16 protein-coding genes are annotated in these 13,973 nt (G+C 50.3%); 5 read left to right on the forward strand and 11 right to left on the reverse strand.

The window, feature by feature from the left end; genetic code table 11:
- Positions 1-326: transposase (locus tag CLV44_RS04395; RefSeq protein WP_146139981.1), on the forward strand; the 326-nt coding region annotated here is incomplete at its 5' end.
- 28 nt (positions 327-354) lie between these two features.
- Here the strand turns inward: CLV44_RS04395 and CLV44_RS04400 are convergent.
- From CLV44_RS04400 to CLV44_RS04445, 10 genes are all read right to left on the reverse strand, one after another.
- Positions 355-1,074 carry a hypothetical protein gene (locus CLV44_RS04400; protein ID WP_106590902.1) on the reverse strand — a complete coding sequence of 240 codons (720 nt, stop codon included), beginning with the start codon at positions 1,072-1,074 and terminating at the stop codon, positions 355-357.
- Between the two features lie 124 nt (positions 1,075-1,198).
- Positions 1,199-1,579, reverse strand: a complete 381-nt coding sequence (locus CLV44_RS04405; protein WP_106590903.1) for a hypothetical protein — start codon at positions 1,577-1,579, stop codon at positions 1,199-1,201.
- A gap of 102 nt (positions 1,580-1,681) precedes the next feature.
- On the reverse strand, positions 1,682-2,026 hold the full coding sequence (locus CLV44_RS04410; protein WP_106590904.1) for a hypothetical protein: 345 nt from the start codon (positions 2,024-2,026) through the stop codon (positions 1,682-1,684).
- A 93-nt stretch (positions 2,027-2,119) separates the two neighbouring features.
- A complete protein-coding gene (locus tag CLV44_RS04415; protein WP_211298078.1) occupies positions 2,120-3,034 on the reverse strand; it encodes a hypothetical protein in 915 nt (304 codons plus the stop codon).
- Between the two features lie 80 nt (positions 3,035-3,114).
- The gene (locus CLV44_RS04420; protein WP_106590906.1) at positions 3,115-3,657 is read right to left on the reverse strand and encodes a hypothetical protein; all 543 of its coding nucleotides are present in this window, start codon (positions 3,655-3,657) and stop codon (positions 3,115-3,117) included.
- Positions 3,658-3,761: 104 nt separating this feature from the next.
- Positions 3,762-4,064, reverse strand: a complete 303-nt coding sequence (locus CLV44_RS04425; RefSeq protein ID WP_106590907.1) for a hypothetical protein — start codon at positions 4,062-4,064, stop codon at positions 3,762-3,764.
- Between the two features lie 422 nt (positions 4,065-4,486).
- The gene (locus CLV44_RS04430; RefSeq protein WP_106590908.1) at positions 4,487-5,290 is read right to left on the reverse strand and encodes an ABC transporter ATP-binding protein; all 804 of its coding nucleotides are present in this window, start codon (positions 5,288-5,290) and stop codon (positions 4,487-4,489) included.
- A complete protein-coding gene (locus CLV44_RS04435; protein ID WP_106590909.1) occupies positions 5,287-6,192 on the reverse strand; it encodes an ABC transporter permease in 906 nt (301 codons plus the stop codon). The genes CLV44_RS04430 and CLV44_RS04435 overlap by 4 nt, the downstream gene beginning before the upstream one ends.
- Before the next feature lie 85 nt (positions 6,193-6,277).
- Positions 6,278-7,249, reverse strand: a complete 972-nt coding sequence (locus CLV44_RS04440; protein ID WP_245912600.1) for an ABC transporter substrate-binding protein — start codon at positions 7,247-7,249, stop codon at positions 6,278-6,280.
- Between the two features lie 235 nt (positions 7,250-7,484).
- Positions 7,485-8,252 (reverse strand): EAL domain-containing protein, encoded by a 768-nt coding sequence (locus CLV44_RS04445; protein WP_106590910.1) that lies wholly within the window; start codon positions 8,250-8,252, stop codon positions 7,485-7,487.
- A gap of 495 nt (positions 8,253-8,747) precedes the next feature.
- Between CLV44_RS04445 and paaX the strand changes: the two genes are divergently transcribed.
- Positions 8,748-9,668, forward strand: a complete 921-nt coding sequence (gene paaX, locus CLV44_RS04450) for a phenylacetic acid degradation operon negative regulatory protein PaaX (RefSeq protein WP_106590911.1) — start codon at positions 8,748-8,750, stop codon at positions 9,666-9,668.
- Positions 9,669-9,701: 33 nt separating this feature from the next.
- Positions 9,702-10,274, forward strand: a complete 573-nt coding sequence (locus tag CLV44_RS04455) for a DUF2889 domain-containing protein (RefSeq protein ID WP_106590912.1) — start codon at positions 9,702-9,704, stop codon at positions 10,272-10,274.
- 43 nt (positions 10,275-10,317) lie between these two features.
- Here CLV44_RS04455 and paaY read toward each other — a convergent pair whose 3' ends face one another.
- Positions 10,318-10,929: a phenylacetic acid degradation protein PaaY gene (gene paaY / locus CLV44_RS04460; protein ID WP_106590913.1), complete on the reverse strand. Its 612-nt coding sequence runs from the start codon at positions 10,927-10,929 to the stop codon at positions 10,318-10,320.
- 380 nt (positions 10,930-11,309) lie between these two features.
- Here paaY and CLV44_RS04465 point away from each other — a divergent pair, with 380 nt between their 5' ends.
- A complete protein-coding gene (locus CLV44_RS04465) occupies positions 11,310-11,855 on the forward strand; it encodes a hydrolase (protein WP_106590914.1) in 546 nt (181 codons plus the stop codon).
- 120 nt (positions 11,856-11,975) lie between these two features.
- Positions 11,976-13,925 (forward strand): acetoacetate--CoA ligase, encoded by a 1,950-nt coding sequence (locus CLV44_RS04470; protein ID WP_106590915.1) that lies wholly within the window; start codon positions 11,976-11,978, stop codon positions 13,923-13,925.
- Positions 13,926-13,973: the final 48 nt, after the last annotated feature.

The raw sequence follows: 13,973 nt of genomic DNA on the forward strand, positions 1-13,973 counted from the left end.
CCCTCATCACCGAGTTGCCAGAGCTCGGTAAACTCAACCGTAAAGAAATTGCAGCTCTTGTCGGTGTCGCACCGATGAACCGCGACAGTGGCACCAGGAGCGGCAAACGACGCATCCGAGGAGGTCGTCACAGGGTACGTACGGTCATGTTCATGGCAATGCTCTCATCTATCCAGTGCAACCCCGTGTTCAAACGTTTTTACGAACACCTTAAAGCTCAGGGAAAACTGCCCAAAGTCGCCATCATTGCCTGCATGCGTAAGCTCATTGTGGTGCTCAACACACTCCTGAAAAACGAGGAAGTATGGTGCCAAAAAACGGCTTAATATATTGACAAAACACCACAGTCACTTGTTACGTGTTTTCGGAAGCCGCATTATTGGCCTTATACGCTTGGACCTTTTCATAGATCTTACGAACTGTATTATCAATAATTCTTTGCGCACTTTCCCTAGAGGTGTATCTAAGCTCTCCAGGTGTTTGACCTTCCTGAACCAGCTTTCTAAATAGGTCATCTCTCTGGCTTTCTGCTATTCCAGCTTGATCACATAGATCGTCAAATGGGCTAGATGCGCCAGTAAGGGCAATAATCTCAGATGCTTTAAGCGGCGAAGTTAGTACAACCTCGCCTTGTGAATCTTTAAAGTGAAATAAAGGCTTAGACTCTTCTGGAAAATTCTCTTTGAATTTGTCCGCCGCCTCTATGAATTCCTGATTTTGCCACAACGCACAAATATTAATTACCACCTCTTCATCCGTAGGCTTATGCTCAAATATAGCCCCTGAGACTGCTCCTTCTTTTTGGAGGTCTTTGAATCGCTCAGCAAACTCTTTGTCTATGGTCCAGCTAACGACCCCCTCGCTCTTTTCATCTTTCAGGATTATGTCAACGAGCTCTCCTTCATGCAGGAAGCGTTTTCGATAGCATATAGAAGGTACCTTTCTAAAAGTCGGATCGAGCCCCTTTGTGGACTCAAGCAATTTCTCAGAGAGCTCAATCCGCTTTGATTGATCCTCCCTCCAACCTTTTTGCCAATTTGCGATAGCGCGCAATAACTCTTCTGAAAAATTCAAATCAAAAACCCATACTCTAATTTAGCGGGACACGTAACGCCGCAATAAACGGACCGAAAAGCGTAGCTTTTTTGGTCCGGTGGAGGCCCAAAGGGCCGGAACGAATTTCATTGCCTTGTTAGCCTCATAAGAGACTACTTCCGTATTTTATTACCGTAGAGACTAAGCTCTTGATTAGCTCTTTTTTTCCAGTTTCAGCAGCGTCCTTAATTGCACCAACCAAATTAGATTCAATTTCTAATTTCACGGGAGCCTCAATATTTAAAATAGAGAAACCTTTCGAAGTTAGCCTTACTCCAAAAAATCCACCATATAATTGATCATCATATTTTATGTAACCCTCATCAAAATAAAAAGAAACCGTATTAATAAATATGCTAGAACTCTCTTCATTATCAAAATCAGGGTAATCACTGACACGAAGATCCAATTTACTTGGGAATACCTCATAAAGCTTAGGAAATATTAAAGCAGAAATCTCGTTAAACTGCGATATATTACTCATTTAAAGCCACCTCTTAGATAGGAGAGCTAACGCTCAATTAAGGGGCCGAAAAAGCATAGCTTTTGAGGTCCCAGCCCGCTTGCGGGCGCCTTGAATTTCTTGTTAGCATTTTTTGAAATTCTTCATATACTCGTAATTTCTAACTGCGTTTTCATACTGACTTAAAGCATTTAGTTTTTGGGGCTGACCTTGAATCAAGGTAAATGATGCTGCTTCATCTAAGCAAATACACCTCACTGCTCGAATGCAAGAAGAAACAACAGCTTCGGCGCACATGTATTCTTCATTATGCTCACCACCACGATTAATAAGCCTACAAGCATCTTTAAAAATTGATACAAGATTAACCTTATCTATTTCATGAGAGTCCCAAGAAAAACCATATAATCCGTCATGTAGCAGGTCCGCAGCTTTATGTTCGTATTGTAAATCTGTGATCTTATCCATAATTCCAGCTCACATCTTCCTGAATGCTAACGCCTGGCTCTGGGGCCGCATGGAGCGAAGCGTAGTGCGGTCCGTAGCAGCCACTTGTTACATTTATAGCTGTTCATAATATTCAATCAAACCAGAACAAAAATTCTTTCCAGCTTTATAAGCACCGAATCGGCCCAATTCCTTTTTTAGAAGGTTAACCCTCACTTTATGATTTTTATTATGGTCCGTATCTGGGAGATCAGAAGCCAACTTATGGTAAAAATAGAGTGTTTGATACTCCCCGATATGGTTTTCAAGAAGATGCCTATCAATGTCTTTTGCGACCGCATAGATCAAACTCTGGTACTCAATAGTATTTTCTCGTTGCAGTTTCTCAATAGGCATAATATCAATTACATCGTGGTTTCTACTTTTCTCAATATCTCTGCCAAAAGAGTGACCCACTCTATTTCTTAAATTTCTAATTTTTTCGAGCGTTGAAACATTATCTTTTAACTTACCAGGAACTTTCCCGAACACACGTTCATAGGCAGCGACACGACTACCCCATTCACCTTTTGTACATGATATAACCTTATCTTCAAAGTCGAATGGTTGCGACTTTCCGTGCTTTAATATCGACGCGCCATCTATTTTTCGATTAGCTCCATATAAAACCCCTACATCCGACTCCAAAGCCAATTTTATTACTGTAGCCATATAGGTTTCTAAGTTGGAAGCCATAGCCATAACAGAATTTAGGTTAATCCAATTGTCAAACGAATTAAACGAATCGGACCAACTGCGAAGATTTTCAAATGAATTTTCATGTGTCGGATCAGAAAATGAGAAGTGTTTAGTAACTCCATCATCCCACTTGGCAGATTTCCCAAGATTTGTATATACATAAGAATGTGCAGCAATATGCGCGATATACATCCTGCTTAATTCACGATTATGTTTCTGAAAAACCTGAAATGTCCAAGAGCTGAGTTCTCGAGATTTCCATCTTTCAAATCTTAATTGGCTACGAGACACGATATTCCTCAGGAATGTAACGCCCGCATTTGCGGCTTGTTTGGAGCGCAGCGGAAAACCAGTCCGACAACATGCGCTTGTTAGCATTGTAAGTACATTTCTGGTTTTGCCTTATAGCTTGGAGTTAAAGGGATACCCGATTCAAATTTTTGGTATGCCTCTGGACCAACACTGTATGACTTTACCTTTTTAAAGTTCTTTAGAAACACTTTCCTGAAGGTTTTATAAAGTGATGTAGAAAAATCACTGATACCAGGAGAAAACTCACCTGGAATAAGGTATGCCTCTTCATACTCCCCAGAAGGTACGAATCTAAAACAGATTTCCATTTGTTTATTCATATCATTTACTGAATACTTGATACCACCTCTACGCTGTGGAACTTCTTTTGGCACCACTTTAAAGTCGCTCGGATAGATTAGGTAGATCGGTTGAGAATTAGTGGTGCCTTGCGTTGAAAGCCCGAAGTCAGGAAAATCTTTGTACGTCTTATACTCAGTTGTCTCTGGCGAATCAAATAAACCAAGTCTGGTATATTTAATTGATACCTCTGATTCAATTTTTTCAAGTCCTGATTCCATATCTGCTTTGGTCGCAAAATAGAATATTCCTTTTCTAGGCATGAACTCTCCTCATGATGCTAACGCCGTGTTAAGGGGCCGAAGCAGCACAGCTGCGAAGGTCCCAGTGAGTGCAGCGAACGAACTTGAACACCTTGTTATAAAATCTAATCCCCTGCACAGATTATCTCTTGGTTTTTTCTAACGGCAATACTAAAAAAGCTTGATAAGCGAAGGATAAGTAATTTGAATTGTGCATTTGAATAAATATTTAATGAATTCAATTTTAGCAATTCAAATATGAGTTCGCTTGCTTCAAGTGAAGAAAAAACAACATTTCCATAAAAATTCAAATGCATTTTATTTAGCTGAGGATATTCTTTCTCGTCGCCATCGATCATGGATAGTATGTATTCTTCTTGAACATCAATCGAATCATGCTGGTTACCGATGTACATATCAAAAGCCATACATTCTCCCTGATTTATAACAGCCTATTTATGAGGTCTAATACCTCATAATAATTATTAGCGGGTATACCTTTTAATTCTGGCCACCAATATAATATTTCTTTAAAAACAACAGGTTATATTTTCCATATATTGAAAAAAGGTAATTTTCATGATGCCATAGCATCCAGCGGGTATTGAGCAAACAGGTACTCACAGCCGCAAACAACGGGCTGTTCGGGTAGTCATATGTGCCGCTTTGGGCTGTGGATGTGGCTGGCATGGCCTCTTCCCTGTTATCTGCCTGAGGATGGTCCCTTACAGTGGCCAACTCCATGCCACTGTTTAACTGAGCTTAACCTGATTGAGTGTTTGAATAAAGCAACAGAGTGCTCAAGACGACCAAGGTCTCAGCACTCTGTTGTGGTTGGGCCTGTGCTGAATCAGGCCCCCAGCAGCAGTTTGTCGTCGTCCAGTTCTTCCCCGTCGGGACGCATCTGGGCGAACAGGTTTAGCAGGTCTTTTACACCGTAGTTGCTGCGCTCTTCACCGGCCAAATCAAACGCGACCTTGCCTTCATGCATCATGAGGGTGCGGGTGCCGTGGTCCAGCGCCTGACGCATGGAGTGAGTGACCATCAGCACGGTGAGCTTTTTCTCCGTGACGATCTGGTCGGTAATTTCCATCACCAGTGCGGCTGTTTTCGGGTCCAGTGCGGCGGTGTGTTCGTCCAGCAGCAGAATTTTACTGGGCTGCAGCGCAGACATCAGCAAGCTAACAGACTGGCGCTGGCCACCCGACAGCAGGCCCATCTGGGCGTCCAGCCGGTCTTCAAGGCCCAGGTTCAAACGCGACAGCTGCTCGCGGAACAGTGTGCGCAGGCGATCGTTCAGCGCCAGTTTCAAACCGCCCCGCTTGCCGCGGCCATAGGCCAGTGCCATGTTCTCTTCAATGGTCATCTCGCCACAGGTGCCCGCCAGCGGGTCCTGAAATACGCGGGCCACATCGCGGGTACGCGCAGCGGCTGACAACGCGGTTACGTCACGGTCATCAAAGTAGAGACGCCCGCCAGAGCTGCGAATGTCACCGGCAATGGTGTTGAGCAGGGTCGATTTACCCGCGCCGTTGGAGCCGATCACGGTGATAAACTCGCCCTGGGGAATGCTCAGATCAACACCGCACAGAGCGCGTTTTTCCGTCGCCAGGCCGGGATTGAAGGTCACTTTAAGCTGTTCACAGCGGATCATGCGGCATCTCCCTTGGCGGCTTTGCGGGCTTTCCACTCACGGCGCAGCTGCGGCAGGATAAGCGCCAGGCCAACCAGTACAGCGGTAATCAGGTTGAGATCGGATGTAGTGAAGCCGATAAAGTCGGCGTTCAGGGCCACTGCGATGGCCAGTCGATACAGCAACGAGCCAATGATGCAGCTGAGTACAATGACCAGCATGGAGCGGCTGTTGAACAGGCTCTCGCCCACGATTACCGCCGCCAGGCCGACGACAATGGTGCCGACGCCCATGGTCGAGTCGGCAAAGCCGTTGGTCTGGGCAAATAATGCACCCGCCAGTGCGACCAGTCCGTTGGACAGTGCCAGCCCGGCATAGATTTTCTGGTTTACGACGATGCCGTTGGCCTGCGCCATGCGCGGGTTGGCACCTGTGGCGCGCATCGCCATGCCGTACTGGGTATTGAGGAACCAGGCCAGCAGCAGGCCGATCGCAATCACCACTACCGCTACGAATATGACCTTGAGGTACATGCTCGGAATACCCAGCGACTGGAACGGCGACAATACAGTCGGTTCCATGATCAGCGCCAGGTTGGGCTTGCCCATGATGCGCAGGTTGATGGTGTACAGCGCCGTCATGGTCAGGATACTGGCCAGCAGGTGCAGGATGTTGAAGCGCAAGTTGAGCCACGCGGTCACCAGTCCGGCGGCGGCACCACCAAAGACTGCGCTGATTGTGGCAAGGTAGGGGTTCACCCCGGAAATGATCAGTGCCGCCGCCAGTGCCGCACCCATCGTGAAGCTGCCGTCGACCGTGAGATCAGGAAAATCGAGCACGCGGAAGGTCAGGTACACGCCGAGAGCAACCAAGCCAAAAATAAAGCCGATTTCCAGCGTACCCATAAAAGAGAAGAGAGACATTTGAATCTACCGTGTCAGGTGTCGCAGCACGGCGCATGCCCAGGCTCACTAAGTACTCGTGGCCTCGGCAGCGCCGGTTCGGGTGTTACTGGATCACTTTAGTCGCACGCGCCAGCACGGCCGCAGGGATTTCGATGCCCATCAGCGGGGCCATTTTGGTGTTCACGTACAGGTCGGAACCACTGGCCACACGCACGGGGATATCACCGGCCATTTCACCTTTCAGGATACGTACGATGACGTCACCGGTTTGACGGCCAATATCGAAATAGTTGAAGCCCAGTGCCGCAACGGCTCCTCGCTTGACTGAGTCAGTATCAGCAGAAAACACCGGAATACGCCCATCAATACCGACTTTCACCACCGACTCCAGCGCCGTCAGGATGGTGTTGTCTGTCGGGCAGTAAATGGCTTCAACGTCACCGATCAGTTTCTGTGACGCCATCATCACGTCGGATGATTTCGGGGCCGGTGCTTCAACAATGGTGATGCCCTGCTTGGCCGCTTCTTCCTTCAGCAATGCCACGATCGCGACGGCGTTCGGCTCACCCGGATTATAGGGCACGCCCAAGCGGGTCAACTCGGGTACAAACTCGCGGATCAGTTCAAGATGCTGGGCAACCGGGGTTTTGTCCGACAAACCAGTGACGTTGCCACCCGGCGCATCCAGGTTGGCAACGAGTTTCGCTGACAGAGGGTCGGTTACAGCCGAGAATACGATAGGTATGTCACGGGTTGCGCTCACCAGGCTTTGCGCCGAGGGTGTAGAGATACCGACGATAACATCCGGTCCGTCACCCACCAGTTTACGAGCAATCTGTGCCGCTACGGCGGGGTTGCCCTGGGCGCTCTCGTAGGTGAATTTCAGGTTTTGATCGGTGTAACCGCTCTCTTCCAGAGTCTGTTTGATGCCGTCACGTACAGAGTCCAGTGCCGCATGTTCCACAATCGCTGTCGTGGCCACATAGACAGACTCTGCCTGTGCGGTTGAGAGTGTCAGGGTGGTAGCGGCCACAGCGGCGGCGCACAGTTTTTTCAGGGTCATTGAAGCTTTCATCGATAACACTCCGGTCAGTTATCTGTAGCCAGAAATGCAACGGCGCACGGGCATTCTTGCATTTGCCTGCGGTGCTTGGCCGCGCATATCTGCTGCTTGTCTTGCGAGACTGGCTCGGTTACATGGATACTTGGCGCAACAGTTTACCAGAGCTGCGCGCAAGTGATTAGCAGAGCTGCGCGCAAGTGATTAGCAGCACGCTGATTTCTCGGAGCATTGTTATAAGCCCTCAGGCTCAATGAGACAGAAAATCCACTTCGGGGAGACTTTCAAATCCGGGCTTGGCGAAGAGATACCCCTGCATCAGCTCTATACCGGCATCCTTCAACCACAGGTACTCTTCACGCGTCTCTATGCCTTCAGCCAACGGCGTAATATCAAGATCACGGAATATTCTCAAACAGTTCGTCACAATGGATTGACGCGCCTTGTGCTGATCGATGTTGCGGATCAACTCCATATCCAGCTTTATGATGTTTGTTTGGAAATCCGCCAATAAATTCAGGCCTGCATAGCCGGATCCAAAATCATCAATGGCGGTTTTAAAGCCCAGTGACTGATAGTATCGGACGATGCGCTCAACATGAGCGCTATCTTCAATACGCTCAACTTCCGTAAATTCGAACATGATCTGCTCTGTCGGAAAGCTATATTTATTGGCGGCTTCCAATGTTGTGCGGATGCATCGTTCAGGCTGATAGACGGCATTGGGAAGGAAGTTGATACTTAACATCGAACGTATGCCCAGCCTTGAAGCTAGGGCGATAGCCTTGATTCGGCAAAGTTGATCAAATACATAGCGGTTTTCATCGTTGACTCGAGAAATAATTGAATAGGCCGATTCATTATTCAAACCTCGAACCAGTGCTTCATAGCCAAAAACAGTCTGTTTTTTACAATCAATAATGGGCTGAAACGCCATTGTGAAATTAAAATCCAAATTATTGTCTTCAGAGCAATTACCACACACCACCCTGTCACAACCTGTTGATTTATTGATCATAAATCTGGCCTTTTAGGTTTTCAAACCTAAAGATTAGCCGCCTCTTTGGACTAACGCAACTACTACTAGTAGGCGATAGCAGACACTGGCTTATTACCGTATTTTACCCCCAAACCAGAGCACAAAAACCTACTGTACTGTGACTATCTAAGCGAGATAGCGCGACGCTTTCAGTCTGCCGCATGTTCGATCAATCGTTGCAGGATATAACCACCTACATCCCGTAACCTGGTACATGATAGGTGCCCGATAAGCCTCAGCGACCAGTGTCTCAGGAAGATGCGACCGACTTGAGCACTCCGCCATTTAGTGACACTAAATTATTAGTTTATTGGTATAATATGTATCATAACAGTACCGATGAGCTGACTACCCCGTGCCGATCCTTGATGATCACCTCAGGGCCACTTAGAATCCATTGCCTGCTGTCTGCTGCGTGACTGTCGAATACGCCGATATGGACAACAGCCAGTACCGACTACACAGAATCGAGGCATGACAAAAATACGCTGTATAGAAGAGCTCATTCAGGAATTCCAGGAACAGAGGCCCATCCGCGGAGGCTCGCTGATCATCACCATTTTTGGTGATGCCATTGCTGCGCGTGGCGGTACCGTCTGGCTGGGTAGCCTGATCAACCTGCTGGAACCGCTGGGGCTCAACCAGCGTCTGGTCAGGACGTCCATTTTCCGTTTGACCAAGGACGGATGGCTCACGTCCAATCAGATCGGCCGACGCAGCTATTACAGCCTGACGGATTCAGGCCGCCGCCGTTTTGAAAGCGCCTTCCGCCGCATCTATGCCGAGCTGTATCCCGAATGGGACGGCAAATGGGACATGGTGCTGGCCAACCAGCTGGACAACGAGCTGCGCAAGGTGCTGAAGAAAGAGCTGGAGTGGCAAGGTTTCGGCAATATTGCTCCCAGCATCATGGCGCATCCGATGGCTGATGCCCAGGAACTGAACAACACACTGCAGGAGCTGTGCGTCCAAAACGACGTTATTCACATGCGCTCCGAACTGGTTGATAGCCAAACGTCTGAAGCACTCAAGCAGCTGGTACATGAGTGCTGGAGCCTGCAACAGCTGGCTGAGGACTATCAACAGTTCCTTGACCGCTTCCGCCCGATCCTGCGCGCACTGAAATCCGCCGACACACTGGAGCCGGAGCAGTGCTTCCAGCTGCGCACACTGTTGATTCATCATTATCGACGTCTGTTGTTGCGCGATCCGCTGCTGCCGGAAAAACTCCTGCCCGCCGATTGGGCCGGTACGTCGGCGCGGGTGCTGTGCCGCAACATCTATCGTCTGATCTATGCTCAGGCTGACCATTGGCTATCCGAAACACAGGAAACTGCCGATGGCCCGCTGCCAGAGCCTGCGCCACGCTTCTATAAGCGTTTTGGCGGTCTCTGAACCCGTTCAATCATTTCCGAGGTACGTTTTATCATGCCCTTGTCCACACCTGTTGAGCGTGAGCCGCTACACACCCGATATGTTACCTGTAACGGCTACAAGCGTGCCGATGGGCTCTGGGATATCGAAGGCGAGCTGATTGATATCAAAAGCTTTGACCTGGAGGTCGCCGAGCGTAACGATGGCGTGATCCCAGCGGGTGAGCCCCTGCACAAAATGTCACTGCGGCTGACTATCGACTACGACCTGAATATTCTCGATGTTGAAGCGTGCATGGATTACACGCCATTCCAGTATTGCCCCAGCATTGCAGATAATTTCCGCAAGCTGATTGGCCACCGTATTGCACCCGGTTTCACCCGCCTCACGCGTGAACTGCTTGGCGGTACCCAAGGCTGCACCCACCTGCTGGAAATGCTGGGCGTTCTTGCAACCACCGCGTATCAGACGACCCATCATGAACGCGAAAAGCGTGAAGACTATGGCGCTCAGGGCGGTAATCGGCCGCCCATGTTGAATACGTGTCATACCTTCGATACTCACGGGCCTGTTGTCCAGCGCTACTGGCCACAGTTCCACGAAGGCGACACATCGACCGATAGCTGATCGTGATGGGTGGCGGCATCCGCGATGCCTCCACCCACTCCCGTTATTCGGCAGTCTGTTTGACCTGATACAACGGCACCACATCTTCCTCGAAACTGAGACGTTTCCGATCCGCCTCCACTTCGGTCAGCGGCTCCACCGCCTGCATGGTGTTCAGACTGCGCACGGCCAAATCCTGATACTGGCGGGTCCCTGCCGTTTTCCAGGCAATCTCTTTTTCGCCCAACTCGCGCACGATACGAGCCGGTGATCCTGCCACCAACGTACGATCAGGCACTTCAAACTTGGCTTTTACGAACGCCATCGCGGCAACAATCGAAGACTCACCCACCACGGCACCATCCATGATCACGGCATTCATGCCGACCAGCGCATTACGCTTGACCACACAACCATGCAATACGGCACCATGACCGATGTGCCCATCCTCCTCCACCACGGTATCCGTACCCGGGAAACCATGCATCACACAGGTATCCTGAATATTGGCACCCTCTTTCAACACCAATCGACCAAAGTCACCGCGTAAACAGGCGGCTGGCCCGACATAGCAACGAGGGCCGATAATGACATCACCAATCAATACCGCACTGGGATGCACAAAGGCTGTCGGGTCAATCACCGGCGTAATGCCGTCAATGGAATACACTTTCATGGGGTCTCCTTGACTACGGATTTATCATTATTGTGGCTATTTCATAGCACGCGCCGTGATCCGACTCCAGTACCGCAAGCCAAACCCTAGCCGCTTAAGTGATACACTAATATATATTAAATATAAAAAACTGTATCTTTTATGGCTTTATGCTAGCATGGTTTCAACTGCTGGAAGGGCACGCCTGCCAGCAGGTTCATCTCCTTTCGGGTATTGTTCACCCGATGCACACATTGCAGCTTTGCCCTTATATGGCAGACCCAGGTCTGCCTTTTTTACGTCTGTATCTCTTAATGCGCCGCCCTCAAAACGCGCCATGCAATTCACGACAGGCATTGTTCAGGCTATGCTGCAGCGACGCATAACAAGAGGACGAGACTATGCTGATTCATCCCGACAACTCATGCCTGTTGGTCATTGATATCCAGGACAGGATGGCACCGGTTATTCATGACGTTGAAGTGACGGTGACAAACTGTCAATGGCTGATCGATATTGCCAACCGCCTGAACGTTCCAGTACTGGCGACCGAGCAATACCCCCAAGGCCTGGGTACCACCGTACCTTCCATACGTGAGCGCATCCAACCGGAGAATATCGTCGAGAAGATCCACTTCTCTGCAATCTCCGACGCCGAGCCCAACCAGTTAATCAGTGCAGGCAAACACCATCAGATCATTTTGATCGGCATGGAAACCCACGTTTGCGTTCTGCAAACCGCCATTGAGCTGAAGCAACAAGCCCATGAAGTGTATGTTGTCGAAGACTGCGTTTCATCACGTTCGCCAGCGGACAAGGCTGCTGCCCTTGAACGCTTCCGCCAATGTGGCATTTTTGTCGTAACCCGCGAAATGGTCGCCTTCGAATGGCTGCGCCGAGCCGGTACCGACACATTCCGCGAAGTCAGCAAGACCTACCTGCGCTAATCTTTCCCGATGCTCTTGACTCCACCGCGCATATCAATGAAAGTTTACGTTAACGTAAACTTTCATTGTCTATCGGCTTGATTGCCATCTCACTCATAATAATTAGATCAGGAGAGATCGATGACGGCGCCACTCTGGACACCGGATCAGACGCGTTGCACGCGCACTCGCATTTACCAGTTTATGCAGCAGCTGAACCGATCACATGCTCTGTCATTGGATACCTATGACAGCCTGTACCAGTGGAGTATTGATGACAGCCCTGCCTTCTGGGGTGCGCTCTGGGACTATGCCGGGGTTATCGCCAGCCATCGGGGCGATACGGTACTCGAACATCCAGAACGCATGCCCGGAGCCCGCTGGTTTCCCGAGGCACGCCTCAACTTTGCCGAGAACCTGCTGCGTTTTCGCGACGACCGACCTGCTGTTATTTTCCGTGGGGAAGATGACACCCGCATCGAACTGAGTCATGCCGAGCTGTATCGCCAGGTATCACAGCTGGCCAGCGCACTGCGCCGACAGGGTGTCACCGTTGGTGATCGTGTCTCCGGCTTCATGCCCAACATCCCCGCCACCCTGATCGGCATGCTGGCTACAACGTCCATTGGTGCCGTCTGGAGCTCTTGCTCACCGGACTTTGGCATCAACGGCGTACTCGACCGCTTCGGTCAGGTCGAGCCCAAAGTGCTGCTGACAACTGATGGGTATCGCTATAACGGCAAAGTGCTTAACAGCCTGGAGCGGGTTCAAGGGATCGCAGATCAGTTGAACTCGGTTGAAACGATCGTCGTTGCCCCTTTCATTGATGCTCAACCCGATATCAGCCAGCTCGACCGCGCCGTGCTCTGGGACGATTTTGTCGATAGCACCGCAGAAGAGATCAATTTCGAACAGTTGCCGTTCGACCACCCGCTATACGTAATGTACTCCTCGGGCACTACCGGTGTGCCAAAGTGCATCGTACACAGTGCGGGGGGCACACTGCTCCAGCACCTGAAAGAACATATTCTGCATACCGATGTGGGCCGTGATGACCGTCTGTTCTATTATACGACCTGCGGCTGGATGATGTGGAACTGGCTGGTCAGCGGACTGGCCACCGGCTGCACGCTGATCCTGTTCGATGGCTCACCCTTTGCCCCCAGGCCGGAAGTGCTTTGGGATATTGCCGAGCAGGAAAAGATCAGCATCTTCGGCACCAGCGCCAAGTACATCGCCGCACTGGAAAAGGCCGGCGTCAAACCCCGTGAAAGCCATAATCTGTCGGCCCTCAAGGCCGTTCTGTCGACCGGCTCACCTCTGGCACACGAAAGCTTCGAATATGTGTACCGTGACATCAAGGCGGACCTGCAGCTTTCGTCCATTTCCGGCGGCACCGATATCGTGTCCTGCTTTGCCCTTGGCTGCCCGATCCGGCCGGTCTATGCAGGCGAGCTGCAATGCCGCGGCTTGGGTATGGCGGTGGAGATTTTCGATGATGAGGGCCGTCCCTTGCGCGGTGAGAAAGGCGAACTGGTATGTACCCAGCCCTTCCCTTCCATGCCCATCGGGTTCTGGAACGACCCGGATGGACGCAAATACCATGATGCCTACTTTGGCCAGTTCGACAATATTTGGGCCCACGGTGACTACGGCGAGATTACCGAACATGACGGCCTGGTGATCCATGGCCGCTCGGATGCGGTACTCAATCCCGGTGGCGTGCGCATCGGCACTGCAGAGATTTATCGACAGGTGGAAAAGGTGGAAGGGGTGCAGGAAAGCCTCTGCATTGGACAGCCCTGGGACAACGATGTGCGCGTGGTGCTGTTTGTACGCCTGCAGGAAGGCCTGACGCTCGATGATGCATTGATCAAGCAGATACGTGACACGGTACGCGCCCACACTACGCCGCGCCACGTGCCGGCCAAGGTAATTCAGGTGGCCGATATCCCGCGCACCATCAGTGGCAAGATTGTCGAGCTGGCTGTACGCAAAATGGTGTTGGGGGAAGAGGTCAAAAACAAGGATGCCCTCGCCAACCCCGAGGCACTTGAGTTGTTCCGCAATCTGCCCGAACTGCAGTCCTGAGCCAATAAGCCCTGAACGCAGCAGGCCCCGCCATTGACGGGGCCTGCT

Source organism: Marinobacterium halophilum (genome assembly GCF_003014615.1).
Taxonomy (GTDB): domain Bacteria; phylum Pseudomonadota; class Gammaproteobacteria; order Pseudomonadales; family Balneatricaceae; genus Marinobacterium; species Marinobacterium halophilum.

Bases quoted from the DNA above. Each gene is read 5' to 3' on its own strand.
- CLV44_RS04430 (WP_106590908.1), bottom strand. From the start codon at position 5,290: ATGATCCGCTGTGAACAGCTTAAAGTGACCTTCAATCCCGGCCTGGCG.
- CLV44_RS04435 (WP_106590909.1), bottom strand. From the start codon at position 6,192: ATGTCTCTCTTCTCTTTTATGGGTACGCTGGAAATCGGCTTTATTTTT.
- paaY (WP_106590913.1), bottom strand. From the start codon at position 10,929: ATGAAAGTGTATTCCATTGACGGCATTACGCCGGTGATTGACCCGACA.
- paaX (WP_106590911.1), top strand. From the start codon at position 8,748: ATGACAAAAATACGCTGTATAGAAGAGCTCATTCAGGAATTCCAGGAA.
- CLV44_RS04425 (WP_106590907.1), bottom strand. From the start codon at position 4,064: ATGGCTTTTGATATGTACATCGGTAACCAGCATGATTCGATTGATGTT.
- CLV44_RS04470 (WP_106590915.1), top strand. From the start codon at position 11,976: ATGACGGCGCCACTCTGGACACCGGATCAGACGCGTTGCACGCGCACT.
- CLV44_RS04440 (WP_245912600.1), bottom strand. From the start codon at position 7,249: ATGAAAGCTTCAATGACCCTGAAAAAACTGTGCGCCGCCGCTGTGGCC.
- CLV44_RS04465 (WP_106590914.1), top strand. From the start codon at position 11,310: ATGCTGATTCATCCCGACAACTCATGCCTGTTGGTCATTGATATCCAG.
- CLV44_RS04420 (WP_106590906.1), bottom strand. From the start codon at position 3,657: ATGCCTAGAAAAGGAATATTCTATTTTGCGACCAAAGCAGATATGGAA.
- CLV44_RS04455 (WP_106590912.1), top strand. From the start codon at position 9,702: ATGCCCTTGTCCACACCTGTTGAGCGTGAGCCGCTACACACCCGATAT.
- CLV44_RS04445 (WP_106590910.1), bottom strand. From the start codon at position 8,252: ATGATCAATAAATCAACAGGTTGTGACAGGGTGGTGTGTGGTAATTGC.
- CLV44_RS04410 (WP_106590904.1), bottom strand. From the start codon at position 2,026: ATGGATAAGATCACAGATTTACAATACGAACATAAAGCTGCGGACCTG.
- CLV44_RS04405 (WP_106590903.1), bottom strand. From the start codon at position 1,579: ATGAGTAATATATCGCAGTTTAACGAGATTTCTGCTTTAATATTTCCT.